Annotated in this window: 21 protein-coding genes and 1 other RNA gene; 6 read left to right on the forward strand and 16 right to left on the reverse strand. The window is 46.2% G+C overall.

The annotated features are described in order from the left end of the window. Positions 1–23: 23 nt before the first annotated feature. Together ssrA and BHV73_RS03695 are read right to left on the reverse strand one after the other, a co-directional pair. Positions 24–420, reverse strand: a transfer-messenger RNA (tmRNA) gene (gene ssrA / locus BHV73_RS03690). A 98-nt stretch (positions 421–518) separates the two neighbouring features. Next, the gene (locus BHV73_RS03695) at positions 519–1,367 is read right to left on the reverse strand and encodes a patatin-like phospholipase family protein (RefSeq protein WP_009121273.1); all 849 of its coding nucleotides are present in this window, start codon (positions 1,365–1,367) and stop codon (positions 519–521) included. A 95-nt stretch (positions 1,368–1,462) separates the two neighbouring features. Here BHV73_RS03695 and BHV73_RS03700 point away from each other — a divergent pair, with 95 nt between their 5' ends. Continuing rightward, positions 1,463–2,662 (forward strand): C1 family peptidase, encoded by a 1,200-nt coding sequence (locus BHV73_RS03700; protein ID WP_039950535.1) that lies wholly within the window; start codon positions 1,463–1,465, stop codon positions 2,660–2,662. 160 nt (positions 2,663–2,822) lie between these two features. Here BHV73_RS03700 and BHV73_RS03705 read toward each other — a convergent pair whose 3' ends face one another. Beyond that, positions 2,823–4,583 carry a 1-deoxy-D-xylulose-5-phosphate synthase gene (locus BHV73_RS03705; RefSeq protein ID WP_195621705.1) on the reverse strand — a complete coding sequence of 587 codons (1,761 nt, stop codon included), beginning with the start codon at positions 4,581–4,583 and terminating at the stop codon, positions 2,823–2,825. Positions 4,584–4,908: 325 nt separating this feature from the next. Between BHV73_RS03705 and BHV73_RS03710 the strand changes: the two genes are divergently transcribed. Genes BHV73_RS03710 through BHV73_RS03720 form a run of 3 tightly spaced genes read left to right on the forward strand, consistent with a single transcriptional unit; the run spans position 4,909 to position 8,540 of the window. After that, a complete protein-coding gene (locus BHV73_RS03710) occupies positions 4,909–5,802 on the forward strand; it encodes an electron transfer flavoprotein subunit beta/FixA family protein (protein ID WP_195621704.1) in 894 nt (297 codons plus the stop codon). A gap of 4 nt (positions 5,803–5,806) precedes the next feature. Next, positions 5,807–6,826 carry an electron transfer flavoprotein subunit alpha/FixB family protein gene (locus tag BHV73_RS03715; protein WP_009121268.1) on the forward strand — a complete coding sequence of 340 codons (1,020 nt, stop codon included), beginning with the start codon at positions 5,807–5,809 and terminating at the stop codon, positions 6,824–6,826. A 7-nt stretch (positions 6,827–6,833) separates the two neighbouring features. Further along, positions 6,834–8,540, forward strand: coding sequence for an acyl-CoA dehydrogenase family protein (locus BHV73_RS03720; protein WP_087413310.1), 1,707 nt, complete (start codon positions 6,834–6,836; stop codon positions 8,538–8,540). A gap of 79 nt (positions 8,541–8,619) precedes the next feature. Here BHV73_RS03720 and BHV73_RS03725 read toward each other — a convergent pair whose 3' ends face one another. Both BHV73_RS03725 and BHV73_RS03730 read right to left on the reverse strand, forming a co-directional pair. Further along, complete coding sequence (locus tag BHV73_RS03725; RefSeq protein WP_009121266.1) at positions 8,620–8,916, reverse strand: chaperone modulator CbpM; 297 nt, start codon at positions 8,914–8,916, stop codon at positions 8,620–8,622. A 15-nt stretch (positions 8,917–8,931) separates the two neighbouring features. Then, positions 8,932–9,909, reverse strand: a complete 978-nt coding sequence (locus BHV73_RS03730; protein ID WP_087413309.1) for a DnaJ C-terminal domain-containing protein — start codon at positions 9,907–9,909, stop codon at positions 8,932–8,934. Between the two features lie 311 nt (positions 9,910–10,220). On the opposite strand from BHV73_RS03730, the gene BHV73_RS03735 reads away from it, so the two are divergent. After that, positions 10,221–12,749: a bifunctional glycoside hydrolase family 9 protein/polysaccharide deacetylase gene (locus tag BHV73_RS03735; RefSeq protein ID WP_195621703.1), complete on the forward strand. Its 2,529-nt coding sequence runs from the start codon at positions 10,221–10,223 to the stop codon at positions 12,747–12,749. A gap of 166 nt (positions 12,750–12,915) precedes the next feature. Here BHV73_RS03735 and BHV73_RS03740 read toward each other — a convergent pair whose 3' ends face one another. The 4 genes from BHV73_RS03740 to BHV73_RS03755 all read right to left on the reverse strand — a co-directional run bounded on the left by BHV73_RS03740 (position 12,916) and on the right by BHV73_RS03755 (position 16,518). Continuing rightward, entirely contained in the window at positions 12,916–13,938 is a 1,023-nt protein-coding gene (locus BHV73_RS03740; RefSeq protein ID WP_087413307.1) for a threonine aldolase family protein, read from the reverse strand. Between the two features lie 154 nt (positions 13,939–14,092). Continuing rightward, positions 14,093–14,311, reverse strand: a complete 219-nt coding sequence (locus BHV73_RS03745) for a winged helix-turn-helix domain-containing protein (RefSeq protein WP_087413306.1) — start codon at positions 14,309–14,311, stop codon at positions 14,093–14,095. 255 nt (positions 14,312–14,566) lie between these two features. Continuing rightward, positions 14,567–16,204, reverse strand: coding sequence for a chaperonin GroEL (gene groL / locus BHV73_RS03750; RefSeq protein WP_009121260.1), 1,638 nt, complete (start codon positions 16,202–16,204; stop codon positions 14,567–14,569). 41 nt (positions 16,205–16,245) lie between these two features. Continuing rightward, complete coding sequence (locus BHV73_RS03755) at positions 16,246–16,518, reverse strand: co-chaperone GroES (protein ID WP_004290132.1); 273 nt, start codon at positions 16,516–16,518, stop codon at positions 16,246–16,248. A gap of 185 nt (positions 16,519–16,703) precedes the next feature. On the opposite strand from BHV73_RS03755, the gene BHV73_RS03760 reads away from it, so the two are divergent. Further along, a complete protein-coding gene (locus BHV73_RS03760) occupies positions 16,704–17,555 on the forward strand; it encodes a bile acid:sodium symporter family protein (protein WP_087413305.1) in 852 nt (283 codons plus the stop codon). 58 nt (positions 17,556–17,613) lie between these two features. Here BHV73_RS03760 and BHV73_RS03765 read toward each other — a convergent pair whose 3' ends face one another. The 7 genes from BHV73_RS03765 to BHV73_RS03795 form a co-directional block, all read right to left on the reverse strand. Continuing rightward, positions 17,614–19,116 (reverse strand): glutamine synthetase family protein, encoded by a 1,503-nt coding sequence (locus tag BHV73_RS03765; RefSeq protein ID WP_087413304.1) that lies wholly within the window; start codon positions 19,114–19,116, stop codon positions 17,614–17,616. Positions 19,117–19,707: 591 nt separating this feature from the next. Further along, complete coding sequence (gene hisS / locus BHV73_RS03770) at positions 19,708–21,069, reverse strand: histidine--tRNA ligase (RefSeq protein WP_022217752.1); 1,362 nt, start codon at positions 21,067–21,069, stop codon at positions 19,708–19,710. Between the two features lie 124 nt (positions 21,070–21,193). After that, entirely contained in the window at positions 21,194–21,889 is a 696-nt protein-coding gene (locus BHV73_RS03775) for a zinc metallopeptidase (RefSeq protein ID WP_009121255.1), read from the reverse strand. 135 nt (positions 21,890–22,024) lie between these two features. Continuing rightward, positions 22,025–23,293, reverse strand: coding sequence for an adenylosuccinate synthase (locus tag BHV73_RS03780; RefSeq protein WP_087413303.1), 1,269 nt, complete (start codon positions 23,291–23,293; stop codon positions 22,025–22,027). Then, a complete protein-coding gene (locus BHV73_RS03785; RefSeq protein ID WP_009121253.1) occupies positions 23,290–23,778 on the reverse strand; it encodes a Fur family transcriptional regulator in 489 nt (162 codons plus the stop codon). Before BHV73_RS03785 ends, BHV73_RS03780 begins: the two co-directional genes overlap by 4 nt. Before the next feature lie 132 nt (positions 23,779–23,910). Then, the gene (locus BHV73_RS03790; RefSeq protein ID WP_087413302.1) at positions 23,911–24,573 is read right to left on the reverse strand and encodes a DNA alkylation repair protein; all 663 of its coding nucleotides are present in this window, start codon (positions 24,571–24,573) and stop codon (positions 23,911–23,913) included. Positions 24,574–24,866: 293 nt separating this feature from the next. After that, positions 24,867–26,915, reverse strand: a complete 2,049-nt coding sequence (locus BHV73_RS03795) for a dipeptidyl-peptidase 3 family protein (RefSeq protein ID WP_286736742.1) — start codon at positions 26,913–26,915, stop codon at positions 24,867–24,869. Between the last annotated feature and the right edge of the window lies 1 nt (position 26,916).

Raw genomic sequence — 26,916 nt, forward strand, 5'->3', positions numbered from 1 at the left:
AATCTCCTGTCTTTCAACATCAAGAGTGGAGCTGGAGGGAATCGAACCCTCGTCCAAACGAGGAAATCATAAGCTTTCTACATGCTTATCTTTGCCTAAGTTTTCGTGCAACGGCAGAACCAAAGCCATCAACCGTTACCTTATCCTCTAAAGTTTCATCCATGCCGCGAGGCCGACATGAACTATCCCCGATTTGACTGCACCACTTGACCGGAATGCTTCGGAGCAACAGCTTCCGAGTGATGTCCCGTCCCGACACCTTGTATCGGGATTAAGCTAATCTACTATACTTCGATTAAGCAGCAAGAGCAAATTGTCTTTCGCCAGATAAAATTTTGAAGACTGAGATTTAAGTGCAAATCAACGACGCACTGCATGCTTACTTACCATTTCTGCCCGCTGTCAAATCCAGTCAACCCCGGATATTTATAACTTGCAGAAGTTATGTGGGCGCAAAGATACAAATTATTTTCCTTATTATGATTTTTATCCGGCAAATTTATACCTTAGTTAACAGCTTACTCAAACCGGAAAGCTGCCGCACACGCATATCCCTCTTCATAAAGAGCAGTCAGTTTGTTTATATCTCTTTCGATGCGGTCTACCACTATTGGCTTTTGCGGGCGTATAACGGTAATCTCCCCCGCATCTTCCAGCCGTTCCACCAATTCAAGCTGCTCATTGTAGACACTGCTGCGCCGATTGATTGCCTCACGCAAATGAGGATATTTCTTATAAATAAAAGGCGGAACTTTAGTCCCTTGAATATCCTTACGGTAGCCCCGGTTACGTGTCAACACCACTACATTGCGGTCGTAACCGTCCCGGCGGGCGCGCATCAAAGGAATACTGTCCACAATGCCGCCATCCAGCATCGGGATATCGTCCACATAGGTAATGGGGCAAACAAAAGGCAGACTGCTCGAAGCGCGGACAATATCAATGACCCGTTCCTTATTCCGTTTTTCCTCAAAGTAATTGGCTTCCCCCGTCAGGCAGTTGGTCGTTACCATGACAAAACGTTCCGGGCGACGGAAATACGCATCATAATCGTACGGCAGGATATGTTCGGGAAACTCCCTGAACAGCAAGTCGAAATCCATGATATTGCGCTTTTTCAGCAGATACTTCAGTCCGATATAATTATATTTCTCCAACAGGTCTATATTGCTATACTTGGCACGTCCCCGCTGCCCCGACATATACGACAGTCCATTACATGCGCCTGCACTGACGCCAATCGTATAAGGAAAGCGGATACCCCGGTCCATAAAATTATCCAACACGCCGCAAGTAAAGACGCCGCGCATGCCGCCACCCTCAAGAACCAGGCCGCTTTGATTGTCCATACGTACTATTTTCTCCATAAGTGTCAGAATTAACGTGCCAAAGATAGCTTTTGTTTACGATATTCTACCTATATTTGCGGCTACAACTATAAATTAATAACAATTTAATCATGATGAAAAAGTCTATACTGATCGCTGCCTTAGGACTGTTCAGTCTGAATACAATGGCACAGGACACCCCGAAAGAAGAGGGATTCGTCTTTACTACCGTAAAAGAAAACCCGATTACATCCATCAAGAACCAGAACCGTGCCGGCACATGCTGGTGCTATTCCGGACTGGCGTTCATCGAATCCGAGTTGCTCCGTATGGGCAAGGGCGAGTACGACCTGTCAGAAATGTTTATCGTGCACAACACTTACTTAGACCGTGCCGACAAAGCAGTACGCACACACGGCGATATATCTTTCTCGCAAGGCGGTTCGTTCTACGATGTGATATACGGTATGAAAACATTCGGCCTGGTGCCCGAAGAAGAAATGCGTCCGGGAGTGATGTACGGCGATACGCTGAGCAATCATAACGAGCTGACAGCCGTATCCGATGCCGTAGTGGCAGCCATCGCCAAAGGAAATCACCGCAAATTGCAGGCCGACAAAGACAACAACCTGCTTTGGAAGAAAGCCATCGCTTCCATACACGACATCTATTTGGGCGAACGTCCCGAAAAGTTCACCTACAAAGGCAAGGAGTATACCCCGAAGTCCTTTTACGAATCCACGGGCTTGAATGCTGATGATTACATCTCACTCACTTCCTATACTCACCACCCGTTCTACCAGCCGTTCGTTCTGGAAATCCAAGACAACTGGCGCTGGGCTTCTTCCTACAACCTGCCTATCGACGAGCTGATGCAAGTATTCGACAATGCCATCAACAAGGGTTACACCATCGCTTGGGGCAGCGACGTAAGCGAACAGGGTTTCACACGCGACGGTGTGGCCGTTATGCCTGATGCTGAAAAAGTTCAAGAGTTAAGCGGTTCCGACATGGCGCACTGGCTGAAGATGAAACCCGAGGAAAAGAAACTGAACAGCAAGCCGCAACCGCAAAAATGGTGCACACAGGAAGAACGTCAGTTGGCATACGACAACTGGGAAACGACCGATGACCACGGTATGCTGATTTACGGTATCGCCAAAGACCAAGAGGGCAACGAATATTATATGGTAAAGAATTCTTGGGGACAAGCCGGCACATACAAAGGTTTGTGGTATGCTTCCAAAGCGTTCGTGCGCTACAAAACGATGAACATCATCGTTCATAAGGATGCACTGCCCAAAGACATTGCCAAGAAGCTGGGTATCAAGTAACCTGAAGACCGACAATCGAGACACGTATAGTTTACTATCGTTTACCCAAAACAAATTAAGAGTTTAATAGCAATAAACTGCCTGTTTATTGCTATTAAACTCTTAATTTATCCCCATTAAACCGGGAGTTTATTTTGCCAAAGCTTATCTCCGCTTTTTCTCATCTTACCCTCTTTATATCATCCGCTATCTGCGGCGCTGTCAAACGGTTATCCCGCAACAACTCGCTTATGTCATAGCGGTCTGCAAACTCTTTCTTGATACCATAATTCAAGACTTTCATATCCGACGAAGCATAGTAACGGGCAATCTTCTCTCCAAAGCCGCCGTCGAGCACACCGTCTTCCAGAGTAACCACCAATGTATGATCGCACTTCAAGTCTTCGAGCAGTTCTTCGTCCACACCCGTAATGAAACGAGGGTTGACAAGCGTTGCATCGATTCCGGTGTCCTCTTTCAGCTTCCTGACTACTTCCTCACCCAATTGATAGAAAGAACCAAGTCCGAGAACGGCAACCTTTTCGCCACGGCGCGACACTTCATAGCGGTTCAGCAGCTTGCCATAATCCTTTTCCGGATCGATGCCGCGTGAAATAACCCCGTTGGCGGGAACACGGACGGCCACCGGATACTCCGTCTGGTGAATGCCCCACTCCAACATAGCCAGATACTCCTCACGGCAGGTTGGAGCCAGATAGACCATATTCGGAATATTGCCGATGACCGGAATATCAAAAAGACAAAGGTGAGTGACATCGTTCATGCTCGACGCTCCGCCCCAAAAGACGAGAATCAATGCCGGATTGTTATTAATACACAGGTCTTGCGACAACTGGTCGTAGGCACGCTGGATGAAAGTACTGTATACACCGAAGACAGGCTTTCCACCACCGGCAGCAATGGCGGAAGCCATGGCAACGGCATGTTCCTCGGCAATGCCCACATCAACAAACTGATGTCCCGCCTCTTCGCGACGCTCCGCCGTAAAGCCGAAAACAGTGGGTGTACCCGCTGTGATACCGACAATGGTACGGTCTCGCTTCATCTCTTGCAGCAGGTAACGTGCCGTAAGGTCGCCATAATCTTCTTCATTACCGAAGTCAACCGACGGGTTACCCGTTTCCAAACTAAACGGAATACTGTAATGGAAACGTTCTTGCTGCTGCTCGGCAAGACGGTAGCCTTTACCTTTAAGGGTATTGATGTGCACCACAACCGGATGGTCGATATCTTTCACTTTTTGGAAAGCGCTTATCAATGCCTGCACATCATTACCGTCTTTTACGTACAGATAGTCCAATCCCATAGCGGTAAAGAAATTGCAAGGCGCCTGCCCGTCGGTATCACGCAACAGTTGCAGGTTACGATACAGTCCGCCATGGTTTTCGGCAATGGACATTTGGTTATCGTTCACAATCACGATGAAGTTCGTACCTAATTCGGCGGCATTGTTCAATCCTTCGAAAGCCTCGCCGCCGCTTAAAGAGCCGTCACCGATTACGGCTATCACATTGCCCGTATCACCTTTCAAATCACGCGCTTTGGCCAGTCCGGTGGCAAGGCTGACGGAAGTCGACGTATGTCCGATGACGAAGAAGTCGTGTTCGCTTTCCGACGGTTCGGTGTAGCCCGACACTTCATCATACTCGGCAGCGTTCATAAATGCCGATTTACGCCCCGTCAATATCTTGTGCGTATAGCTTTGGTGGGAAACGTCGTAGACAATCTTGTCTATCGGTGAATTGAATACGTAATGCAAGGCAATGGTAGCCTCTACCATACCCAGGTTCGGTCCTACATGACCGCCATGTTCGCTCAGCTTTTTCAGCAATACGCTGCGCACTTCTTCACTCAATGTTTCCAGTTCGCCCGCCGAAAGCCGTTTCACGTCTGCAGGCCCGTTAATCTTTTCTATATACATAGCTTTTATTAAAATATATTGATTTAAAATTATTCTTGATTATCAGGTATCAGAAATATTTCCTGATATATTCAACGCTGCAAAAATACAACGGAAGAAACATTCGGGAAGTAGACGAATTACGGTTTGAATTACCATTTTTACGTTTTGCTTTTTTGCTCAAAATCTTCTCGGATGTGCATTTTTTACTTTGTTTTCTTGTCAAACCCAACTCTTTGCGTAAATTTGCACGCTGATAGTTAACCGGATAATTTCAGTAGCAGGACTCTACTACTCCTATTCCCGGCACTGACATGTAGAAATACTAATACTAATTATTAATAGCATGAGTTTGAAAATTGTTGTATTGGCAAAACAAGTTCCCGACACGCGTAACGTTGGGAAAGATGCCATGAAAGCCGACGGAACCATTAACCGCGCGGCACTCCCTGCCATCTTCAACCCCGAAGACCTGAATGCCCTTGAGCAAGCTCTCCGTTTGAAAGATGAACATCCGAGCTCCACCGTAACCATCCTGACTATGGGACCGGGACGCGCAGCCGAAGTTATTCGTGAAGGACTTTACCGTGGCGCTGACAACGGTTATCTGCTGACCGACCGCGCTTTTGCCGGAGCTGATACACTGGCTACTTCCTATGCCCTTGCCACCGCCATCAAGAAGATTGGCGATTGCGACATCATCATCGGCGGCCGCCAAGCCATCGACGGTGATACGGCTCAAGTAGGTCCGCAGGTAGCGGAAAAATTGGGATTGACGCAGGTGACTTATGCAGAAGAGATTCTGAATGTAGACAAGGCCGCCAAGAAGATTACCGTAAAACGTCATATCGACGGTGGTGTGGAGACGGTAGAAGGTCCGTTACCCATCGTTATCACCGTCAACGGAAGTGCCGCTCCCTGCCGTCCGCGCAATGCCAAACTGGTACAGAAATACAAACGCGCTCTCGGCGCACAGGAGAAAGCCGCCATTGAAAAAGAAGGCGCAGAACTGCCGTACGCAGCCCTTTATGAGAAATATCCTTATCTGAACATCACCGAGTGGAGTGTAGCCGACGTAAACGGCGACCTCGTACAATGCGGTCTGAGCGGTTCGCCTACAAAGGTGAAAACCATTCAGAACATTTCATTCCAAGCCAAAGAAAGCAAGACACTGACAGGCAGCGACCAGGATGTAGAAGATTTGATTGTTGAACTGTTAGCTAACCACACGATAGGATAAGATTATGAATAATGTATTTGTATATTTAGAGATAGAAGGCACTACGGTTGCCGATGTCAGTCTCGAACTCCTGACCAAAGGCCGTAAACTGGCTAATCAGTTGGGCTGCCAGCTGGAAGCTGTTGCCGCCGGAAACAATTTGGCAGGCATTGAAAAGCAAGTATTGCCCTTCGGCGTTGACAAACTGCACGTATTCGACGCTCCGGGCTTGTTCCCATACACTTCCCTTCCCCACTCTTCCGTCCTCATCAACCTGTTCAAAGAAGAACAACCGCAAATCTGCCTGATGGGAGCAACCGTTATCGGCCGTGACCTCGGTCCCCGCGTGTCTTCCGCACTGACCAGCGGACTGACCGCCGACTGTACTTCACTCGAAATCGGCAACCATGAAGACAAGAAAGAGGGCAAGACCTACGAAAATCTGTTGTACCAAATCCGTCCCGCATTCGGCGGTAACATCGTAGCAACGATTGTGAACCCCGAACACCGCCCGCAAATGGCGACCGTACGCGAGGGCGTGATGAAGAAAGAGATTCTGGATGCCAACTACAAGGGTGAAATTATCCGTCACGACGTTGCCAAGTATGTCCCCGAAACGGACTATGTAGTGAAGGTTATCGACCGCCACGTAGAAAAAGCCAAACACAATCTGAAAGGCGCCCCCATCGTTATAGCCGGCGGTTACGGCATGGGCAGCCGCGAGAACTTCGATATGCTGTTTGAACTGGCTAAGGAACTTCACGCCGAAGTAGGCGCCAGCCGCGCCGCCGTCGATGCAGGCTATGCCGACCATGACCGTCAGATTGGTCAGACCGGTGTTACCGTCCGTCCGAAACTCTACATCGCTTGCGGCATCAGCGGACAAATCCAGCACATCGCCGGAATGCAAGAGAGCGGTATCATCATCTCCGTCAACAACGACGAAAACGCTCCTATCAACACCATTGCCGATTATGTAATCAACGGTACGGTAGAAGAGGTTATCCCGAAGATGATTAAGTATTACAAACAGAATAGTAAGTAAGAAAACCATGGCTAATTTTTATACAGATATTCCGGAACTCAAGTATCACTTGAACAATCCGATGATGCAGCGTATCTGCGAACTGAAAGAACGCGGCTACGAAGATAAAGACAAGTTCGATTATGCCCCGCAGGACTATGCGGACGCCATCGACTCATACGACAAGGTACTCGAAATCACCGGTGAGATTACGGGTGAGATTATCGCTCCCAATGCCGAAGGCGTGGACGAAGAAGGTCCTCATTGCGCCAACGGCCGTGTGGAGTATGCCAGCGGTACCAAACAGAACCTCGACGCTATGGTGAAAGCCGGCCTCAACGGCATGACCATGCCGCGTCGTTTCGGCGGGCTGAACTTCCCGATTACCCCGTACACCATGTGCGCGGAAATCGTAGCTGCCGCCGATGCCGGTTTTGGCAACATCTGGTCTTTGCAAGACTGTATCGAAACTCTTTACGAGTTCGGTAACGAAGACCAGCACAGCCGTTTCATCCCCCGCATCTGCGCCGGCGAAACCATGTCAATGGACCTGACCGAACCGGATGCCGGTTCCGACCTCCAAAGCGTAATGCTGAAAGCTACTTATGACGAGGCAAACAACTGCTGGCGTCTGAACGGCGTGAAGCGTTTCATCACTAACGGTGATGCCGACCTGCACCTCGTGCTGGCACGTTCGGAAGAGGGAACAAAAGACGGCCGCGGCCTGTCCATGTTCATCTACGACAAGCGCGACGGTGGCGTAAACGTTCGCCGCATCGAAAACAAGTTGGGTATTCACGGCTCTCCTACCTGCGAACTGGTCTATAAGAATGCGAAGTGCGAACTCTGCGGCGACCGCAAACTCGGTTTGATTAAATACGTAATGGCATTGATGAACGGCGCCCGCCTGGGTATCGCCGCTCAATCCGTAGGTTTGTCACAAGCCGCCTACAACGAAGGTCTGGCTTATGCCAAAGACCGTAAACAATTCGGTAAAGCTATCATCGAGTTCCCCGCCGTATACGATATGCTGGCTATCATGAAAGCCAAATTGGATGCAGGCCGCGCTTTGTTGTACCAAACTTCACGCTACGTAGACATCTACAAGGCATTGGACGATATCGCCCGCGAACGCAAACTGACCCCGGAAGAACGTCAGGAACAAAAGAAATATGCCAAATTGGCCGATTCTTTCACTCCACTGGCCAAAGGTATGAACTCCGAATATGCCAACCAGAACGCTTACGACAGCATCCAAATTCACGGCGGTTCCGGTTTCATGCTGGAATATGCTTGTCAGCGCATTTATCGTGACGCACGTATCACCAGCATCTACGAAGGTACTACGCAGTTGCAGACCGTAGCCGCTATCCGCTACGTCACCAACGGTTCTTATGCCGCTACCCTGCGCGACTATGAACTGATTCCGTGTAGCGAAGACATGCAACCGCTGTTGGATCGCGTTAAAGAAATGACGAACAAGCTCGAGGCTTGTACCAATGCCGTTAAGGAAAGCAGCGACCAGGAATTGCTTGATTTCGTGGCCCGTCGTCTTTACGAAATGGCTGCCGTATGCGTAATGTCCCACTTGCTGATTCAGGATGCTACAAAAGCTCCCGAATTGTTCGCCAAGTCGGCACTGGTATACGTAAACTATGCTGAGTCTGAAATAGAGAAGCATTTCAACTTTATCCGCAAGTTTAAGGCTGAAGAGTTGGAAAGCTATCGCAAGTAAGCGTTTTAACCCTTATATAAAGAACGTTCCACCCCGTTGATACAGGATGGAACGTTTTTTTGTACCGCTGCCGCAGGCGTCAGTCCAAACCTCCCAACAGCCTCAGCTTATTGTGCAATGAATAAATCTCCTGCTGCATACTTTCCATACGTTCCAATAAATGATGAATGGCATCAATACCTTCGATGTTGATAGACAAGTCGTAATACATACGGCTGTAACGCTCTACATCAGGCAGTTGGGAAAACTGCAGACAACGTTCCCCGCCTTCCGTCAAAATATCTATCAAACCGCCTTCCTGCAACATCTCAATGAACGAGGGTTCTATGTGACACTTGTCGCAATACTCACTGATTATAATTAATTCGTTCTGCATAACTCGTTCTCCTTTTTAGTTCATACTTTGAATTTTACGGAACATTTCTTTCTGCTGCTCCGTCAGATTCGTCGGTAACTTTACGGAATAAGTCACAATCAAGTCACCGAACTGACCTTCTTTCTTGTATACCGGAAAGCCCTTTCCTTTCAGACGGACTTTCGTTCCGTTCTGCGTTTCGGGCTTGACTTTCAATTTCACCTGACCTTCCAATGTATCTACCAACTTTTCACCACCCAGGAGCGCCGTATAGAGGTCGATATCCACATCTACATACAAGTCATCACCCAAGCGTTTGAATGCAGGGTCGTCCGCTATCACGAAAGTAATGTACAGGTCGCCCGCCGGTCCACCGTTGATGCCCTCACCGCCATAGCCTTTCAGTTTAATGACTTGCCCGTTCGCCACACCGGCAGGAATGGTGATACGGACATTCTTGCCGTTCACCGTCAATATCTGTTTATGGGTTTGGGCGGCATTCCGAAGCGACAGATTTAAATCGGCATGGAAGTCCTGCCCGCGAAAGCCGGCATTTGCTCCGCCTCCACCACGTGTACGGTGTCCGAACATCTGTTCAAAGAAGTCTGAAAAGCCGTCTGCACTACTCCCGGAAAACTCCTGCCCATCGGAAGAGTACCAGTATGTACCGCCCCCGTCCGTACCGAAACCGGCACCGCCTTGACCACCGAAGCCCGTACCGCCGAAGCCACCGAAACCTCCTGCACCGGCCTGCTGCCGTGCCCGCTTCTGAGCTTCAAATTCATCGGCGTGCTTCCAATGTTCACCATATTCATCATATTTCTTTCTTTTCTCAGGATCACTAAGCACTTCATTGGCCTCGTTGATAGCCTGGAACTTGTCTTTGGCAGTAACGTCATTCGGATTCAAGTCGGGATGATACTTGCGCGCCAACTTACGGAACGCTTTCTTGATGTCATCCTGAGATGCCGTTTTGTCTACTCCAAGGACTTGATAATAATCAATATAAGCCATAGTTTATAAGTTTTGTATTCTAAAATGGATAGAACAAATAACACACCAACATTGTTTTTCAGAAACTAAAATGCGTAAACGAAAATTAAAAATAATTTCACGCACATATAAGTAAATGATAAACAATAATTTATTATTGCTTACCTACTCCCTTCACACTTCATTTATTCTAAAATTTTGTAAATGACACATAATATCATCTAATTATTTATTCTAAATCTTCCTAAAATTGATAGAAACCACTTTATTTGTATTGGGATAAAATCTGTTTTTACACAATTCCCCCAACCTTAAATAAAATAAAACCCCTTATGAAAACTTATTATTGGCTCTTAACACTAATTTTTGCAATTGCCGCACTTCCGTGCAAGGCAGACGAGTGGATCAGGATTAACCAACTTGGCTATCTGCCACAATCTATTAAAGTAGCGGTATTTATGAGTGAAGCAGATACCGACGTAAAAGAATACGCATTGGTTGACGCTTTTACCGGAAAGACAGTACGTACTTTTACTTCACCCAAAGCTACCGGAAAATTAGGTGGCATGAACAGTACCTACCGATTGGATTTCAGCAGTTTTCAAGAACCGGGTACCTACTATCTGAAAGCGGGAAAAGCCGTTTCTCCACGCTTTCCTATCAATGCGCAAGTATATAACGGTACGGCCGACTTCCTGCTGAACTACATGCGCCAACAACGCTGCGGTTACAATCCGTTCCTAAAAGACAGTTGCCACGTGCACGACGGTTATATAGTGTACCATCCCACAAAAACCGGACAACACATTGATGTCCGCGGCGGCTGGCATGACGCAACCGATTATCTGCAATATACTACAACCTCTGCCAACGCCATATACCAAATGATGTTTGCTTATCAGGAAAACCCCGAAGCATTTGGCGACGCTTACGATGCAGACGGACTGCCAGGTGCAAATGGTATCCCCGATATAGTGGACGAGATAAAATGGGGGCTGGACTGGCTGAATCGCATGAATCCTGCTCCGGGTGAACTGTACAACCAAATAGCCGACGACCGCGACCATGCCGGTATGCGCCTACCCAATAAAGACGAGGTAGACTATGGATACGGACCGGGCAAAGGCCGTCCTGTTTATTTCTGCAGCGGCGAGCCTCAAGTGCGCGGACAATTTATAAATGCCACCACAGGCGTAGCCAGCACAGCCGGTAAATTTGCTTCTTGCTTTGCCCTGGGAGCCAAGATACTGAAAGACTTCTATCCTGAATTTGCCGCCGAAATCGGTGGAAAAGCCGACGCTGCTTATCAAGAAGGCGTAAAGAAGCCCGGAGCATGTCAGACCGCTTCCGTAAAATCACCCTACATCTACGAAGAAGACAACTGGGTAGACGACATGGAACTCGGAGCCATGGAGCTATACAAAGCTACCGGTAATCCCAAATATCTGTCGCAAGCCCTCGAATACGGACGCCGCGAGCCTGTCACTCCGTGGATGGGCGCCGACAGCGCCCGCCATTATCAATGGTATCCGTTTATGAATATGGGACACTACCATCTGGCTACCGTGGATAATCAGCGTATCAGCAAAGAATTCACCCGCAATATGCGTACCGGCATTGAGCGTACATACGAAAAAGCTGTTGAGAACCCTTTCCTGCACGGCATTCCCTACATTTGGTGTTCCAACAATCTGACTACCGCCATGTTGACACAATGCCGTCTGTATCGTGAGACAACCGGTGACGAGACTTATGCCGAAATGGAAGCCGCTCTCCGCGACTGGCTTTTCGGGTGTAATCCGTGGGGAACAAGTATGATTGTAGAATTACCGCTTTACGGTGATTATCCTTCACAGCCCCACTCTTCTCTGCTCAATGCAGGCGTAGGCAATACGACAGGCGGACTGGTAGACGGCCCTGTATACCGCAGTATATTCGAAAGCCTACGTGGAGTTAACATGACCGGCATTCCCGGTACGCCCGGCCAAGATTACGAACGCTTTCAACCGGACTTGATGGTATATCACGATGCAATCCATGATTATTCCACCAACGAACCTACCATGGACGGAACCGCCTGCCTCACCTATTATCTCTCCGCCATGCAGAAAGAAGGAATGAAGCAGGCCAATATATCGGCAGACAAGAATGTATACGTCAATGGCGGTATCGTGCGTACCGACCCCTCTAAAAAACAAATCAGCCTCGTATTCACAGCAGCCGACAAGGCAGACGGCGCCGACGCCATTATCAGCACTTTGAAAAGGCACGGCATCAAAGGCGGTTTCTTCTTTACCGGTGAATTTTACAAGCTTTACCCCGAAGTTGTAAAACGCCTGCTCAACGAAGGGCATCTGGTGGGCAGCCATAGTTACGGACATTTGCTCTATATGCCCTGGGAAAAGCGAGATTCCCTATTGGTGACCCGTGAGGAATTTGAAAAAGATATGATGCAAAGCTATGAAACCATGCGTAAGGCAGGTATCGAATATAAAGATGCCCCTATATATATCCCGCCTTATGAATATTACAACAAGGAAATAGCCGCTTGGGCAAAAAGCATGGGAATACAGGTTATTAACTATACTCCCGGTACTATGAGTAATGCAGATTATACTACCCCGGACATGGGGCAGAAGTACCGGAGCAGCAAATTCATCTACAACAAAATAATGGAAGTAGAAAAGAAAGAAGGGCTGAACGGACATTTAATGCTGATACATTTCGGAACAGACGACCGTCGTACCGATAAATTCTACAATGGTTATTTGGATAAACTGATAAAAACGCTGAAACGTAAAGGTTATACTTTTGCGCCTGTACTCGAGGCAATTGGCACTAAAACAGATTCAACATTATAAAAAAAGGTTAGTTAAAAGGTTATCAAACAAAGGTATTTAAGGTAAAGTCTAATCGCATTGTTTTCAGCAAACTTTCTCCTCGCCCCCAAGAGAGAGAAAGTTTCAAGTCAAGCCCCTTGCCTGAGAAGGCTCAGGGGCTTTTTACATGACAAAAAATGAATACCGGTTAATGGCAATAACTTCTAATGGCTCGCAACAATTCTTCTATATCCTGTTCCGTAGTATCAAAAGAAGTGACGAAACGTATCTCATTCTCTTCTTCATTCCAGAAATAGAAAAAATAGTCCTTCAACAAACTATCAATTACCGAACGAGGCATTGTCAAAAACAATTGGTTACTTTCCATTTTCTGCGTAAAACGCACTTCAGGCAACTCTTTCAATCCGGTATATAAAAGCTCCGCCATTCGATTGGCATGTGAAGCATTCTTCAGCCAAAGGTCATCGGTCAGGTAAGCAGTAAACTGGCAAGACAAATAACGGAGTTTCGATGCAAGCTGCGCCGACTGCTTACGTACAAAATAAGCTTCTTTCTTCAAAGCCGGATTGAAGATAATTACGCTTTCTCCAAGCATCAGCCCGTTCTTCGTTCCACCAAAGCTCAGAATATCGATACCACAATCCACCGTCAGTTCCTTAAAGCTAAGATTAAGAGCCGCACACGCATTTGCCAAACGAGCGCCATCCATATGAACGTACATACCGTACCGATGCGCCAACTCCGTTAACGCACGGATCTCATCGGGTTGATAGACAGTACCCAGTTCCGTACATTGTGAGATATAGAAAGCTCCCGGCTGCGAATGATGCTGCTCGCCAAAATGACAAAGATAAGGACGTACCAACTCCGGAGTCAGCTTTCCGTCGGGAGTGGCGACCGGACGTATCTGACAGCCTGTCATGCGGGCCGGAGAACCACACTCGTCTACATAAATATGCGCAGTTTCCGCACATATAATCGAATTATAGGAACGTGTACACAACTGCAGGGCAACAGCATTACTACCGGTTCCATTGAATACAAACAGCGGTTCGCAATCGGGAGTAAAGGCCTCTCTGATTTTCCGAACAGCTTCTTCTGTCCAGGCATCATCACCATAACCTACTGCGTGGTCTTGATTAGCCTGGTTCAAGGCTTCCATCACCAAAGGATGCACACCCGAATTATTATCTGAAGCAAAACTTCTCATAGCCGTTTCTATTATCAGTATTAAAAGAATATGCAAAGGAAACAATATTTCCCCAACATGAAAAAACAAAGAGGTGCAGATTTCACAATCCACGGTAATCTTTCCGTTTTGCGAAACCGCACCTCAAAAAAGCTTGATTCAATCGGCTTTCTATTTATCCGATATACACGTTTACTCCCAATGAAATGTAGAGCTCATCTTCTTCTTGGGAAAGTACAATCTTGTCTTCACGGGCAAGCCAACCGATAGCCGCCCCCAATTCCTTGTCTTTCAATCCGGACTTTCTTTTCAGCGCGCCATAACTCCATTTAGCGTAATCACTTAACAGCTGCCAAACTCTACCGGCATTCAGTCCAATTTCACTTTTGTTCATTTTACTTTTTCAATTAAAGAGGTTAATAGTTTGTTGTTGGGTTATCTTTATCGGGTATAAAGATATTATTTTCAATTAAAACAACACAGAAAACAAACAAAAGATATGGAAATTAATCACTTTTGTAACAGTTTCGTAATTTTACACGTTTTTTGTCGATATAAGTAAAAACAAGCGGGTAAAAAAAGACCGCAATGTCTATCAAAAAGACATCACGGTCAATCTATATGATTAAGAAATCAAGGGAAAACGATATTACATCATTCCGCCCATACCGCCCATTCCGGGAGCGCCCATCGGCATTTCAGGCTTATCTTCTTTCTTTTCAACGATTACACATTCGGTGGTCAGGAACATACCTGCGATAGAAGCTGCGTTTTCAAGAGCTACACGAGTTACCTTAGCGGGGTCTACCACACCGGCAGCATGCAGGTTTTCGTAAACATCTGTACGTGCATTGTAACCGAAGTCAGCTTTACCCTCGCGAACTTTCTGTACCACAACGGCGCCTTCCTTACCTGCATTGGCAACAATCTGACGCAAAGGCTCTTCGATAGCACGCTTGATGATGTCGATACCTGTTGTTTCGTCAGCATTATCTCCTTGCAGACCTTCCAAAGCGTCCAAAGCACGGATATAAGCTACACCGCCACCGGCAACGATACCTTCTTCGATAGCGGCACGAGTAGCACGAAGAGCATCATCTACACGGTCTTTCTTCTCTTTCATTTCCACTTCGGAAGCAGCGCCTACGTAAAGAACAGCTACACCGCCAGACAACTTAGCCAGACGTTCCTGCAATTTTTCTTTGTCATAGTCTGACTTAGTAGAGGCAATCTGAGCTTTGATCTGCTCACAACGTTCTTGGATGTTTTCTTTTGCACCGGCACCGTTTACGATAGTCGTATTATCTTTAGAAACAGTCACCTTGTCGGCAGTACCCAACATTTCGATAGTAGCCTGTTCCAGCTTCAAACCTTTTTCTTCGCTGATTACAACACCACCCGTCAATACGGCAATGTCTTCCAACATTTCCTTGCGACGGTCACCGAAGCCCGGAGCCTTCACGGCGCATATCTTCAACTGAGAACGCAGACGGTTAACAACCAGTGTAGTCAACGCTTCGCTATCTACATCTTCTGCAATTACCAACAGCGGACGGCCAGTTTGTACAGCAGGTTCAAGGATAGGTAAGAAATCTTTCAGGTTAGAAATCTTCTTATCATAAATCAGGATGTACGGTTTTTCCATTTCGCATTCCATCTTTTCAGTATTGGTAACGAAATAAGCAGAAAGATAACCGCGATCGAACTGCATACCTTCTACTACACCGATAGTAGTATCCGTACCCTTAGCCTCTTCGATAGTGATAACACCATCTTTAGAAACCTTGCGCATAGCATCTGCGATCAATTTACCGATAACCGGGTCATTGTTGGCAGATACAGAAGCGACTTGTTCGATTTTATCATAGTTGTCACCGACTTTCTCTGACTGACTCTTGATAGATTCTACCACTTTGGCAACAGCCTTGTCGATACCGCGTTTAATATCCATCGGGCTTGCACCGGCAGTTACGTTCTTCAAGCCTTCGGCTACAATGGCCTGAGCCAACACAGTAGCAGTAGTCGTACCGTCACCTGCGTCATCACCTGTCTTAGAAGCGACTTCCTTAACCAATTGCGCACCGGTATTCTGATAAGCATCAGCCAATTCCACTTCTTTGGCAACCGTTACACCGTCTTTTGTGATGTGGGGAGCACCGAATTTCTTTTCGATGATTACATTACGACCTTTGGGGCCGAGAGTTACTTTTACCGCATTTGCCAGTGTATCGATACCTTTCTTTAATTGGTCACGGGCATCGATATTGAATAATATTTCTTTTGCCATAATGTCTTTACTTTTTTCAGGTTTACTATTTTATAAATTTATTATCCCAATACAGCGAGTACGTCACTTTGACGCATGATGAGGTATTTGGTTCCTTCAACTTCCAGTTCCGTACCGGCATACTTGCCATACAGCACTGTATCACCAACCTTCAACACCATTTCTTCGTCCTTTGTTCCGTTGCCTACTGCTATAACTTCACCTTTCAAAGGTTTTTCTTTTGCCGTATCAGGAATAATGATACCGCCAATTGTCTTTTCTTCTGCAGGTGCAGGGAGTATCAGCACTCTGTCTGCTAATGGTTTAATGTTCATAGTTCTTTTGTTTTATATGTTATACATTTATTATAATAGTAATATTGCTTTATATAAGCGATAAAGGACTTACGAAAACCGTGCCAAAAGGCAAAGCTGTTCGTTTGGCAGATTAAGGCTGACAAAATGGCAAAGAATAAAGCAGGAATTGCTATATTTGCAGCCTCAAAAAGAAATAATTCCTTATGAACGCAATATGGATTGTCCTGCCCATTCTGACACTATTAATGTTCGAATTGGGGCTTACATTACGCATAGAAGACTTTAAGCTGTTCCGCCAACGTCCCCGCCCCATCATCGCCGGACTGATAGGGCAAATACTGTTCTTACCGGTACTGGCATTCATGTTGGGATACGCATTCCGGTTGGAACCTTTATTCTTCATAGGAATTATGCTGATTGCCTGTTCTCCCGGCGGAAGCTCATCCAATATATTTTCAATGATAGCTAAAGGAGATGTAGCCTTATCCGTATCGCTGACTGCGCTCAGCAGCATTATTACGCTGTTTACAATTCCCGTCGTCATGGAATTTTCCACTCACCTCATCGGAAACCATCTGAATATCGATATAAACTTACCGGTCGGAAGCCTCATCGTGCAAAACCTTCTGTTGATGCTTCTCCCTATTATTACAGGTGTTTTGGTAAAAAGATATTGTCCGCAAAAAGCCGAAAGCATTCATAAAGTTCTTTCTAAAACCGCCTTTCCCGCATTAATCCTGCTGGCTACGATTTTCTTCATACAACATCACGCCACTATCATTACCCAATTCGGTAAATTGGGATTGTGCATCTCGGCGCTCATTTTGCTTGCAATGGGTGGCGGCGTTTTACTGTCTAAATCCATGCGCCTGAACCAAAAAGAACAACGCACCCTCATCATCGAAATAGGCATGCAGAATGCTGCCCAAGCTATTGCCGTAGCAAGCAGCCCTTTTGTTTTCAATAACGGCATAATAGCCATACCAGCCATTATTTACGCATTGATGATGAATGTTATTTTACTGGGATATGTAGGGATAGTAAAGCGGAAATAGCGGTTGTTCCGAGTTACTACCCCTATAATTATAATCAATCATTCAGCCATTTTATCCATTATCCGCAATGGAAATATTTCTCCACCAGCTTCAGCATCTCTTCCGGACTATTCTGAACTTCACTACGCAAAGTCTTGTCCTCATAAGAGCGTAACTTAGTAATGATTCCATCAATCATGGCAGGACTGAAAACATTGTATTTCTCGAAAGCCGCACGCTGTTTTTCCAGACAGTCGGCAGAAGCGGCGCAACTATCGGGTAACTGAGCCAGTTGCTTCAGTTTATCTTCATTTTCTTTCTTGTGTATATTTACATTCACATAAGTCCTATCCGCAACTTCCAAAGCATCCGGCATTTCAAAACCGCGACGGCAAGCTACCGCCAAGCCTGCAATCAGTTGATACAAATCGGCTGAGCCGTCCGGTGAACGCATCTCCACCGTCTGTTTTTGGGTGGTATCATAATTACTCGGCGCTTCCAGCGGATTGGCAAGCATGCACATATCAGTCTTAGCCGACCAGCCCAATGGGACACGCACCAATACGGAACGGTTGCGGTCGCCCCAGCAAATATTGGTAGGCGCTTCCTGATGAGGTACAAGACGGAAATAGGAAGTAGGGTTCGTATTACCGAATGCAGTAATGGAAGGAGCCAATTCCATCATGCCTGCAATAGCCTTGCGAGCCGTTTCGGAAAGTACGCCGTCTTCCAACATCTGGTTCTTTCCGTCTTTCATGATACGCATGTGGATATGTAATCCGGAACCGGCCTTTCCGGCCGTTATTTTCGGAGCAAAAGTAAGATCGAATCCATATTGATAAGCAAGGTTACGGATAATCCATTTCGCAATCATCAGTTGATCGGCCGCCTGATCGGCACGTACCGGCAGAAATTCGATTTCGTTCTGCTCGTATATCTTACCGTCAAGGGTGAAATTACCCACTTCGGAATGCCCGTACTTAATCTGTCCGCCGGCTTGTGCGATATAAGCCATGCATTCGGTACGGAATTCGTTGAATTTGGCATAAGGAGCCGACTCGTGATAACCACGTTGGTCGGTAGCCGGGAACATCCCGCTGTCTTCCGAAATAACATAATATTCCAACTCACCCATAGCCTGAAATTCCATGCCCGTTACTTCCGTAAATGCCCGGCAAGCCTTGCGCAAGGTATGTTCCGGTGAGCTCTCCAACGGCTCGCCGTCTTTATTGAAGAACGAACAAAGCATGGAAAGCGTAGGTTGCTCGGCAAAAGGATCCGCAAACGCCGTACAGAAACGGGGTACCACATATAAATCACTGCTGCCTGCTTCAATGAAAGGAAACAAACTGGAACCGTCTACACGTTCCCCGCACGTAAGTATCGCATCGAGATAAGCGGCATCATTAATAACAAAATTCAGAGTTTTCAGCCGTCCGTCGGCAGCAGGATACATGAAGTTCACCATTGTGATTTCATTCTCCTTTATATAAGATACTATGTCGGCTTTTGTAAATTCGGAAGCCGGCTTTTGAAGTTTAGCCACCAACGGATTGGCATGCATTGAGAAATCTTGATTCATGATTTTGGTTGTTTTTTAATTTATGATATGGTTAACAAACTCCGTTCGTGCTGAAATTTTGAGACATTAATTCACAAATATACAAAAAGACAACCAACCGCAATGGGATTAGCTGCCTTTATTTACTCTCAATATGGGTAAATACCGCAAAAAGGTAATAACGTCTCAACAAAACTATAAGTTAATATCATAACCCATACGATATTAACATCATACATATCATGATGTTAACTTGTCACATCGCACTTGGTTAACATCATCGGTACAATCAAGTTAACTTCCTATAAGACTTATCGATGAAGTATCATTCCAATAAATTCTCAATGGAATAGTTTTCCCAAAAAGTCCTGGTAGAGTGCACCAGCGAACTTCCCATATAAAGCAAAAACAACACCGCTATGACAATCATCAAAAAACTGACGAGAGCATTGTGCTTTTCTTGTTTAAATTGAACGGAAACCATACAAACCTCCTATTTTATTGTCACTGCAAAGGTAAAAGCCCGATATTACATTTCTGCAACACCTTCTTTACAAATATACAAAAAAAGGAGCACAAATGCGCTCCTTTTTAATAGTATTTCAGTTTTTATTAACTCAGTTCGCTTACCAATTCTTCGGGAGTAACCGACTTCTGTTCGCCGGTTTCCATATTCTTCAGGGTTACTTTGCCTTCGTTCATTTCATTTTCTCCAACCAAAGCAACAAACGGTATCATCTTTGAATTGGCATAACTCATCTGTTTCTTCATCTTACTGGAATCGGGGAAGATTTCGGCACGGATACCTGCCGCGCGTACTTGGGCAAGTACATTCATAGAGAAAGCCGCCTCTTTCTCGCCAAAGTTGATAAACAGAAGTTGCGTACCGTTCACCGCTTCTTTCGGATAGAGTTCAAGTTGATTCAACACATCGAATATACGGTCTGCACCGAACGAAATGCCTACTCCCGAAACACCTGCCATACCGAATACTCCGGTCAAGTTGTCATAGCGACCGCCACCGGTAATACTTCCGATTTGTACATCCAGCGCCTTTACTTCAAAAATAGCGCCCGTATAATAATTCAAGCCACGAGCCAAAGTCAGGTCAAGCTCGATTTCATTCTTCAGTCCGAGCGTTGACAACGTCTTCAAGATAAATTCGCTCTCTTCCACACCTCTCAATCCGGTTTCGCTGGCAGACAATACCTGTTTCAAAGTAGCAAGTTTTTCTTCATTGCTGCCGCTCAACAAGATGATGGGCTGCAATTTGGCAATAGCCTCATCACCGATGCCTTTCTCCTTCAATTCTGCATTGACATTGTCCAATCCTATTTTGTCCAGTTTATCAATAGCTACGGTAATATCCACTATCTTGTCGGCCTCACCGATAATCTCGGCAATGCCGCTCAAAATCTTGCGGTTGTTGATTTTAATACAGACACGAATACCGAAACGTGTAAATACGGTATCGACAATCTGCATCAGCTCTACCTCGTTCAACAAAGAGTCGCTACCCACTACATCGGCATCACACTGATAGAACTCGCGATAACGTCCCTTCTGCGGGCGGTCTGCACGCCACACCGGTTGAATCTGATAACGCTTGAAAGGGAAAGTTATTTCATCCCTGTGCATCACGACATAACGGGCGAAAGGTACGGTAAGGTCATAGCGCAAACCTTTTTCACAAAACTTGCAGGCCAGTCGCGGAGCGTTGCGGCTCAGCAGTTCTTCGTCCGTCAGGCCTGAAAAATAATCACCGGAATTCTGTATCTTGAACAACAGCTTATCGCCTTCTTCACCATACTTCCCCATCAAAGTGGAAAGCATTTCCATGGAAGGAGTTTCTATCTGCTGGAAACCATAAAGATGATAAACATCACGAATCGTATTGAATATATAGTTACGTTTCGCCATTTCCACAGGCGAAAAGTCGCGGGTTCCTTTTGGAATACTTGGTTTTGCTGCCATAATCGTATCAATCATTTATAAAATCAGACGACAAAGTTACGGTATTTTATTGATTAAGAAAAAAAATGCTTTCTCCATTTAGCATGAAGAAAGCATTTTTCTATTTCTGCGGAACAGAATGCTCTTATTCTCTACGTCCCAGGAATATCATAATATAGTAAACAAGAGTTGCCAATGAACCAAGCGCGGCTACCACATAAGTATAAGCAGCCGAACGAAGCGCATCTTCAGCCTGTGTATGATTGCGGGCATTCGTAATACCGGAACTGCTCAACCATACCAACGCACGCTTACTTGCATTAATTTCCACCGGAAGCGTAATAAAGCTGAACAAGGTAGTCATGGCAAAAAGGATGATACCGGCCAGCAACAATTGCGGGAAAGTATTCAACATCAGAATACCGCCCAGCAATACCCATGTCATGATATTGGAAGCAAATGATACCACAGGCACCAACTTGCTGCGCATTGTCAACGGGGCATAAGCACGTGCATGCTGCACGGCGTGTCCGCACTCATGGGCGGCAACGGCTGCCGCCATAATACTGCTGCCGCTATAAACATCCTCACTCAGGTTCACGGTCTTATTGGCGGGGTTGTAGTGGTCTGTCAGATGTCCCGGAGTATGAGTAACGGTAACATCATAGATTCCATTATCGTGCAGCATCTTCAAAGCCACATCGGCTCCCGTCATTCCGTTACCGGTAGGGATTTTAGAATATTTCTTGAATTTACTTTGCAGATTCATCTGTACCAGCCAGCTGACCACGGCTATACCGATAAAGATAATCCATTGCATACCTATCATTCCAGTTGTCATAATCTTCTTCTTTTAAAAATAAGTGAATAATGTGTCGTTTCTATTTATATAACAAATTGTTTGCCAAAAATAAAGGGAAACCGTGAGCAATCTCACAGTTTCCCTTATCTTTTAGGAAGAATTAGCTAAAATCTATTATTCTTCCGTATAGCGCTCAATGGTTTGCCCGCGGTCAGGACCCACAGATACAATCTTCACAGGCACACCGAGTTGTTCTTCCAAGAAAGACAGATATGCATTGAACTCCTCGGGGAATTCATCTTCATTCTGCATCTTTGTCATATCCGTCTGCCAACCGGGCAATTCTACATATACCGGTTCAACACCTTCGATATCGAACGGGAAGTAATCGATTTCCTCACCGTTCACCTTATATGCCACACACGCCTTGATTGTTTCAAAAGTATCAAGCACATCGCTCTTCATCATGATAAGCTTAGTAACACCGTCCACCATGATGGCATATTTCAAAGCCACCAGGTCAATCCAGCCGCAACGACGCTTGCGTCCTGTTACCGAACCGAACTCGTGTCCCAACGTACAAATCTGGTCACCCGTCTTATCGAACAGTTCCGTAGGGAACGGACCTGCACCCACACGCGTACAGTATGCTTTGAAGATACCGTATACTTCACCAATCTTATTAGGAGCTATACCCAGACCCGTACAAGCGCCTGCACAGATTGTATTGGAAGAAGTCACGAACGGATAAGAACCGAAATCGACATCCAGCATCGTACCTTGCGCGCCTTCGCACAAAACAGACTTGCCGTCTGACAACAAACCGTTTATTTCGTGTTCGCTATCCACAAACTTAAACTGTTTCAGGTAGTCGATACCCTCAAGCCATGCCTTTTCCAATTCGGTCAAATCATATTCATAGTTCAGACTTTTCAGAATTTGTTCATGACGAGCTTTGGCGGCAGCATATTTCTTATCAAAATCATGCAGAATATCACCTACACGCACACCGTTGCGGCTTACTTTATCCGTATACGTCGGACCGATACCCTTACCGGTAGTACCCACTTTGGCATCTCCCTTCGCAGCCTCGTAAGCAGCGTCCAGAATGCGGTGCGTAGGCAGGATGAGATGCGCCTTTTTAGAAATATGCAAGCGTTCCTTCAAATTGTGGCCGGATGCCTCCAATGCTTCCGCTTCCGCTTTAAACAGCGCCGGGTCGAGCACCACGCCATTACCGATGATATTTACTTTATCACCTTGAAAAATTCCCGAAGGAATGGAACGGAGCACATATTTCTGACCTTCAAACTCCAATGTATGACCGGCGTTCGGGCCACCTTGAAAACGTGCCACCACATCGTATCTCGGAGTTAATACATCAACGACTTTGCCTTTGCCTTCGTCGCCCCATTGTAATCCTAATAGAATGTCTACTTTCATTTCTCTTTCTTATGGTTATTATTTTTCTTCTTTCTTTTGTTCGCACGGTCGCACTTGCTGCACAGTCCGTACATATACAACGAGTAATGCGTCAAGTTAAAACGACTCAGCTTTGTATTCTCGATAGCCTGCTGCAATTCCTCATTCTGGAACTCGACAACCTTACCGCACTGCGTACAGATTTGGTGGTGATGCGTATCACGGTTATAGCTTTTTTCGTATTGGGAAGAGTTCCCGAACTGATGTTTGATAACCAGACGGGCATTGATAAGTAATATAATCGTATTGTAAAGTGTCGCGCGGCTGACCCTGAAGTTTTCCTGGTCCGCCATTAGCGAATAAAGCGTATCGATGTCGAAATGGCCGTCTATGGAATAAATAGTCTCGAGTATGGCATAGCGTTCGGGAGTCTTGCGATGCCCGTTCGTATTGAGATATTCGGTGAATATCTGCCTAACCGTATCTTTCACGTTCTGACTTTCCATTTAAAGGCGCAGTTTTTTAACAGCCAACAAAGTTAAGCCTTTTTTGCGGAAAGCAAACAAAAAAAGAAAAATTAATAACGAGAATAGTAAAGTAGGGAAAGAAAGTGACAAGGTGAATACCTTATCACCCTATCACATTTCCACCTCTTCCCTTACCAGGGTATAAAGAAGTTGCTCGGGTTGGGAAGAAGACTCTTTCATGCCCTCTACTCTCCGGCAAACTTGAAAAGCGTTTTCTTCACTGTGTTGCATAAAGCGGCGGATGGCGGTCAGCGCGGCATTACGCACATGGTAAGAACCCGACAGGAACGCTGATATTGCCTGGTCAAGGAACTCATTCTCCACGCGTTCATTCATATCCCCTTTTTTCATCAACAGGCGGGCAATGGTAAGAAAACCGCAAACCTGCGTATATTCATCTTCAGCCGCAATCCAATGGAAAGACTTGGCAGGAGCATACGGAAGATGCTGAAAAAGGTTCATACAGGTAAGTTCCGCAATCTCGATGTTCCGGATATTCTCCACCCATATATCCGCAATCTCAGGCAAGAAACTGTCGACCGGCTGGAGCAATCCCGCCAGTATTTTACATTCACGGATATCCTCTTTCCAAAGAGCCTGCGCCAAGACATGGTCTTTTTCGTAAGCGGCGGCAATACTTTTGATACGGGGCAGTTCCACGCCGAAGTTGAGTTTGTAAACCAACCCCTTCTCCCGCATACTTTGAGATACAGCTCCGTTCATGGAGAGACGGAGCTGCGTTTTTATTTCTTTGAGTTGTTCTTTTAGTTCCATAAAATGAGAGTTCTGTAAAATGAGAATCCTGCTCATCACGTAAGGCTAAAGCCCTTTATCTTCAAGCCCGGGGTAACCACCCCGGGAAGATGCATATGATTAGCATTACACCCTGCAAGGGCAAAAGATTCACGTGCAAGGCTCTTGCCCTTACAGGGCGTAAAAAGACAGAGGCTTTTTTTACACCCGGGATGTTACCCCGGGCTATTGTTCCAAGCCTTTCAGGCTTTAGACCGAAAAATTCGGAGCCTCTGTATCTTTGCACCTCTTAGCCTCTGCGTCTCTGTATCCATTTAATTGTTTACCGAAGGCAATACCGAATAATCCTTGCCATAACGCAGCATCTGTTCGGCATAACCCTCATCATAAGTCACTGTCACATCGGTTATATTGCCATCAGCATCCGTCACAGCCTCATACTTCGGATTGATAAAGCCTTTATACGGAGCCAGGTTCAGCTTCTTATAGCGTTCCAATACTTCCGCATGCAGTTCAGGGTCTACCTTTACGGCATAAGCCTCTACCAGCTTATGGGCTGCTTCATAGTCACCCGTAGACTTGATACGCTGTATTTCGGCAAGTAACTCGCCAAACAGTTCGCGTATTTTTCCGTAATCGTTAATTACGACATAAGTCTTTCCGTCTTTCTTCACCAACTCCACCACTTTATCGGCAGCGCCCTTTTCATATACCCAACGGGCGATGAGCTGACGGTTACGCATGTGAGCCTCTTCCACATTATTACCCGGTTCGATACGCACGAGCTGCGTCATCAACCCGTTCATCAGGTAAGTATAATACTGAGCCTTATAAGCATCCGCATTCGGAGTCAATCCCAGTTCAACCAATTTCGGATCGGCCACATAATAAAGTCCGAACAAGTCGGCACGCGCCTCCTCAATAGTCGAGCCGTAAGCTTTCAACGCGTCGGGGTCTACACCCGGAAGCAGCTTACCTGAACCATGTCCCAAACATTCGTGCAGGTCGGTATGCAGTTCATCGGTGGTATCGGCATATTTATCTATCAGCTGCAACTCGGCATCGCTATACACAAACTCTTCATTGAAGCCGTTGCCATGAGCCGCCTTATTGTAGGCATCCGTAATATTACCAATCGTGACGGATTTGGAACCATGATGGCTACGAATCCAGTTGGCATTGGGCAGGTTGATGCCGATAGCCGTTGCCGGATAAAGGTCGCCCGCCAGAATAGCGGCGGTGATAACCTTGGCGGAAACACCTTTCACTTTTTCTTTCTTGAACTGCTTTTCCACCGGAGAATGGTCTTCGAACCATTGCGCATTACTACTGATAATCTCCGTACGACGGGTAGCTTCCAAATCCTTGAAATTCACCAAAGACTCCCAACTTGCCTTCATCCCCAACGGGTCTCCGTAGCTTTCGGTAAATCCGTTTACGAAATCGATGCGGGAATCCAAGTCTTTCACCCAAAGGATGGCATAATCGTCAAAGGTATTCAGGTCTCCTGTTTCATAGAACTCTATCAGTTTGGCTATAACCGCTTTCTGTTCAGGATTCTCGGCAACGCCTTCCGCTTTCTTCAACCAATATACTATCTTTTCGATGGCCTGACCGTACAAGCCCCCCACTTTCCACACTTTCTCCTGAATCTTGCCGTTCTCTTTCACCAGGCGGCTGTTCAATCCGTAAGAAACCGGTGTTTCATCTTTAGGATCTTTCATCGCGTTGTAAAAAGCCTCGGCTTCCTTCTGCGTCACTCCGTCATAATAATTACATGCCGAAGTCAGCACCAAATCCTCACCGGCAGCCTGGTTCACACGCTTCGGCATTACCTGAGGGTCGAAGATAACGGGAGCGATTTCTTCATAAAGTTGTTCCACCGTCTGTCCTTCCGCCAGCGGAAGCGTGGATGCATCTACGCTCAAAAGGGCTTGTTTGAAGAATTCGGGAGTAAAGCCCGGCACAAACTTCTCGCTGCCATAATGATGATGAATACCGTTGGAGAACCATACCCGTTTCAGATACACTTCCATGGCCTTGAAATCTGCCGCAGTCTTGTCACCGGTATAGCCCGTATAGACAGCTTCCAGCATCCGGCGGATCCTGAGGTTATACTTCCCGTTCTGGTCAAACAAGATGTCACGTCCCTGCAAAGCGGCTTCCGTGAGGTAATAAACTAATTCTTTCTGTTTGAGAGACAAGCTCTCAAATTCCGGTACGCGGTAGCGTAAAATCTGTAAGTCTACAAACTGTTCCACTGTGTAATCAAATTTTTCTGCCTCGGCAGTCGTTTTCGGTGCTCCGCCGCAAGCTGTCAGCAAAGACATGGCGGCCACCGCGGTAATTAGTTGTTTTTTCATG

The sequence above is a fragment of the Bacteroides sp. 44_46 genome (assembly GCF_001915465.1).
In the GTDB taxonomy this organism is placed as follows: Bacteria; Bacteroidota; Bacteroidia; order Bacteroidales; family Bacteroidaceae; genus Bacteroides; species Bacteroides clarus.

What these genes read in the sequence shown, in the direction of transcription:
- BHV73_RS03695 (WP_009121273.1), bottom strand. Translation starts at nt 1,367, where the DNA reads ATGGAGAAAATAGTACGTATGGACAATCAAAGCGGCCTGGTTCTTGAG.
- BHV73_RS03700 (WP_039950535.1), top strand. Translation starts at nt 1,463, where the DNA reads ATGAAAAAGTCTATACTGATCGCTGCCTTAGGACTGTTCAGTCTGAAT.
- BHV73_RS03705 (WP_195621705.1), bottom strand. Translation starts at nt 4,583, where the DNA reads ATGTATATAGAAAAGATTAACGGGCCTGCAGACGTGAAACGGCTTTCG.
- BHV73_RS03710 (WP_195621704.1), top strand. Translation starts at nt 4,909, where the DNA reads ATGAGTTTGAAAATTGTTGTATTGGCAAAACAAGTTCCCGACACGCGT.
- BHV73_RS03715 (WP_009121268.1), top strand. Translation starts at nt 5,807, where the DNA reads ATGAATAATGTATTTGTATATTTAGAGATAGAAGGCACTACGGTTGCC.
- BHV73_RS03720 (WP_087413310.1), top strand. Translation starts at nt 6,834, where the DNA reads ATGGCTAATTTTTATACAGATATTCCGGAACTCAAGTATCACTTGAAC.
- BHV73_RS03725 (WP_009121266.1), bottom strand. Translation starts at nt 8,916, where the DNA reads ATGCAGAACGAATTAATTATAATCAGTGAGTATTGCGACAAGTGTCAC.
- BHV73_RS03730 (WP_087413309.1), bottom strand. Translation starts at nt 9,909, where the DNA reads ATGGCTTATATTGATTATTATCAAGTCCTTGGAGTAGACAAAACGGCA.
- BHV73_RS03735 (WP_195621703.1), top strand. Translation starts at nt 10,221, where the DNA reads ATGAAAACTTATTATTGGCTCTTAACACTAATTTTTGCAATTGCCGCA.
- BHV73_RS03740 (WP_087413307.1), bottom strand. Translation starts at nt 13,938, where the DNA reads ATGAGAAGTTTTGCTTCAGATAATAATTCGGGTGTGCATCCTTTGGTG.
- BHV73_RS03745 (WP_087413306.1), bottom strand. Translation starts at nt 14,311, where the DNA reads ATGAACAAAAGTGAAATTGGACTGAATGCCGGTAGAGTTTGGCAGCTG.
- groL (WP_009121260.1), bottom strand. Translation starts at nt 16,204, where the DNA reads ATGGCAAAAGAAATATTATTCAATATCGATGCCCGTGACCAATTAAAG.
- BHV73_RS03755 (WP_004290132.1), bottom strand. Translation starts at nt 16,518, where the DNA reads ATGAACATTAAACCATTAGCAGACAGAGTGCTGATACTCCCTGCACCT.
- BHV73_RS03760 (WP_087413305.1), top strand. Translation starts at nt 16,704, where the DNA reads ATGAACGCAATATGGATTGTCCTGCCCATTCTGACACTATTAATGTTC.
- BHV73_RS03765 (WP_087413304.1), bottom strand. Translation starts at nt 19,116, where the DNA reads ATGAATCAAGATTTCTCAATGCATGCCAATCCGTTGGTGGCTAAACTT.
- hisS (WP_022217752.1), bottom strand. Translation starts at nt 21,069, where the DNA reads ATGGCAGCAAAACCAAGTATTCCAAAAGGAACCCGCGACTTTTCGCCT.
- BHV73_RS03775 (WP_009121255.1), bottom strand. Translation starts at nt 21,889, where the DNA reads ATGACAACTGGAATGATAGGTATGCAATGGATTATCTTTATCGGTATA.
- BHV73_RS03780 (WP_087413303.1), bottom strand. Translation starts at nt 23,293, where the DNA reads ATGAAAGTAGACATTCTATTAGGATTACAATGGGGCGACGAAGGCAAA.
- BHV73_RS03785 (WP_009121253.1), bottom strand. Translation starts at nt 23,778, where the DNA reads ATGGAAAGTCAGAACGTGAAAGATACGGTTAGGCAGATATTCACCGAA.
- BHV73_RS03790 (WP_087413302.1), bottom strand. Translation starts at nt 24,573, where the DNA reads ATGGAACTAAAAGAACAACTCAAAGAAATAAAAACGCAGCTCCGTCTC.
- BHV73_RS03795 (WP_286736742.1), bottom strand. Translation starts at nt 26,915, where the DNA reads ATGAAAAAACAACTAATTACCGCGGTGGCCGCCATGTCTTTGCTGACA.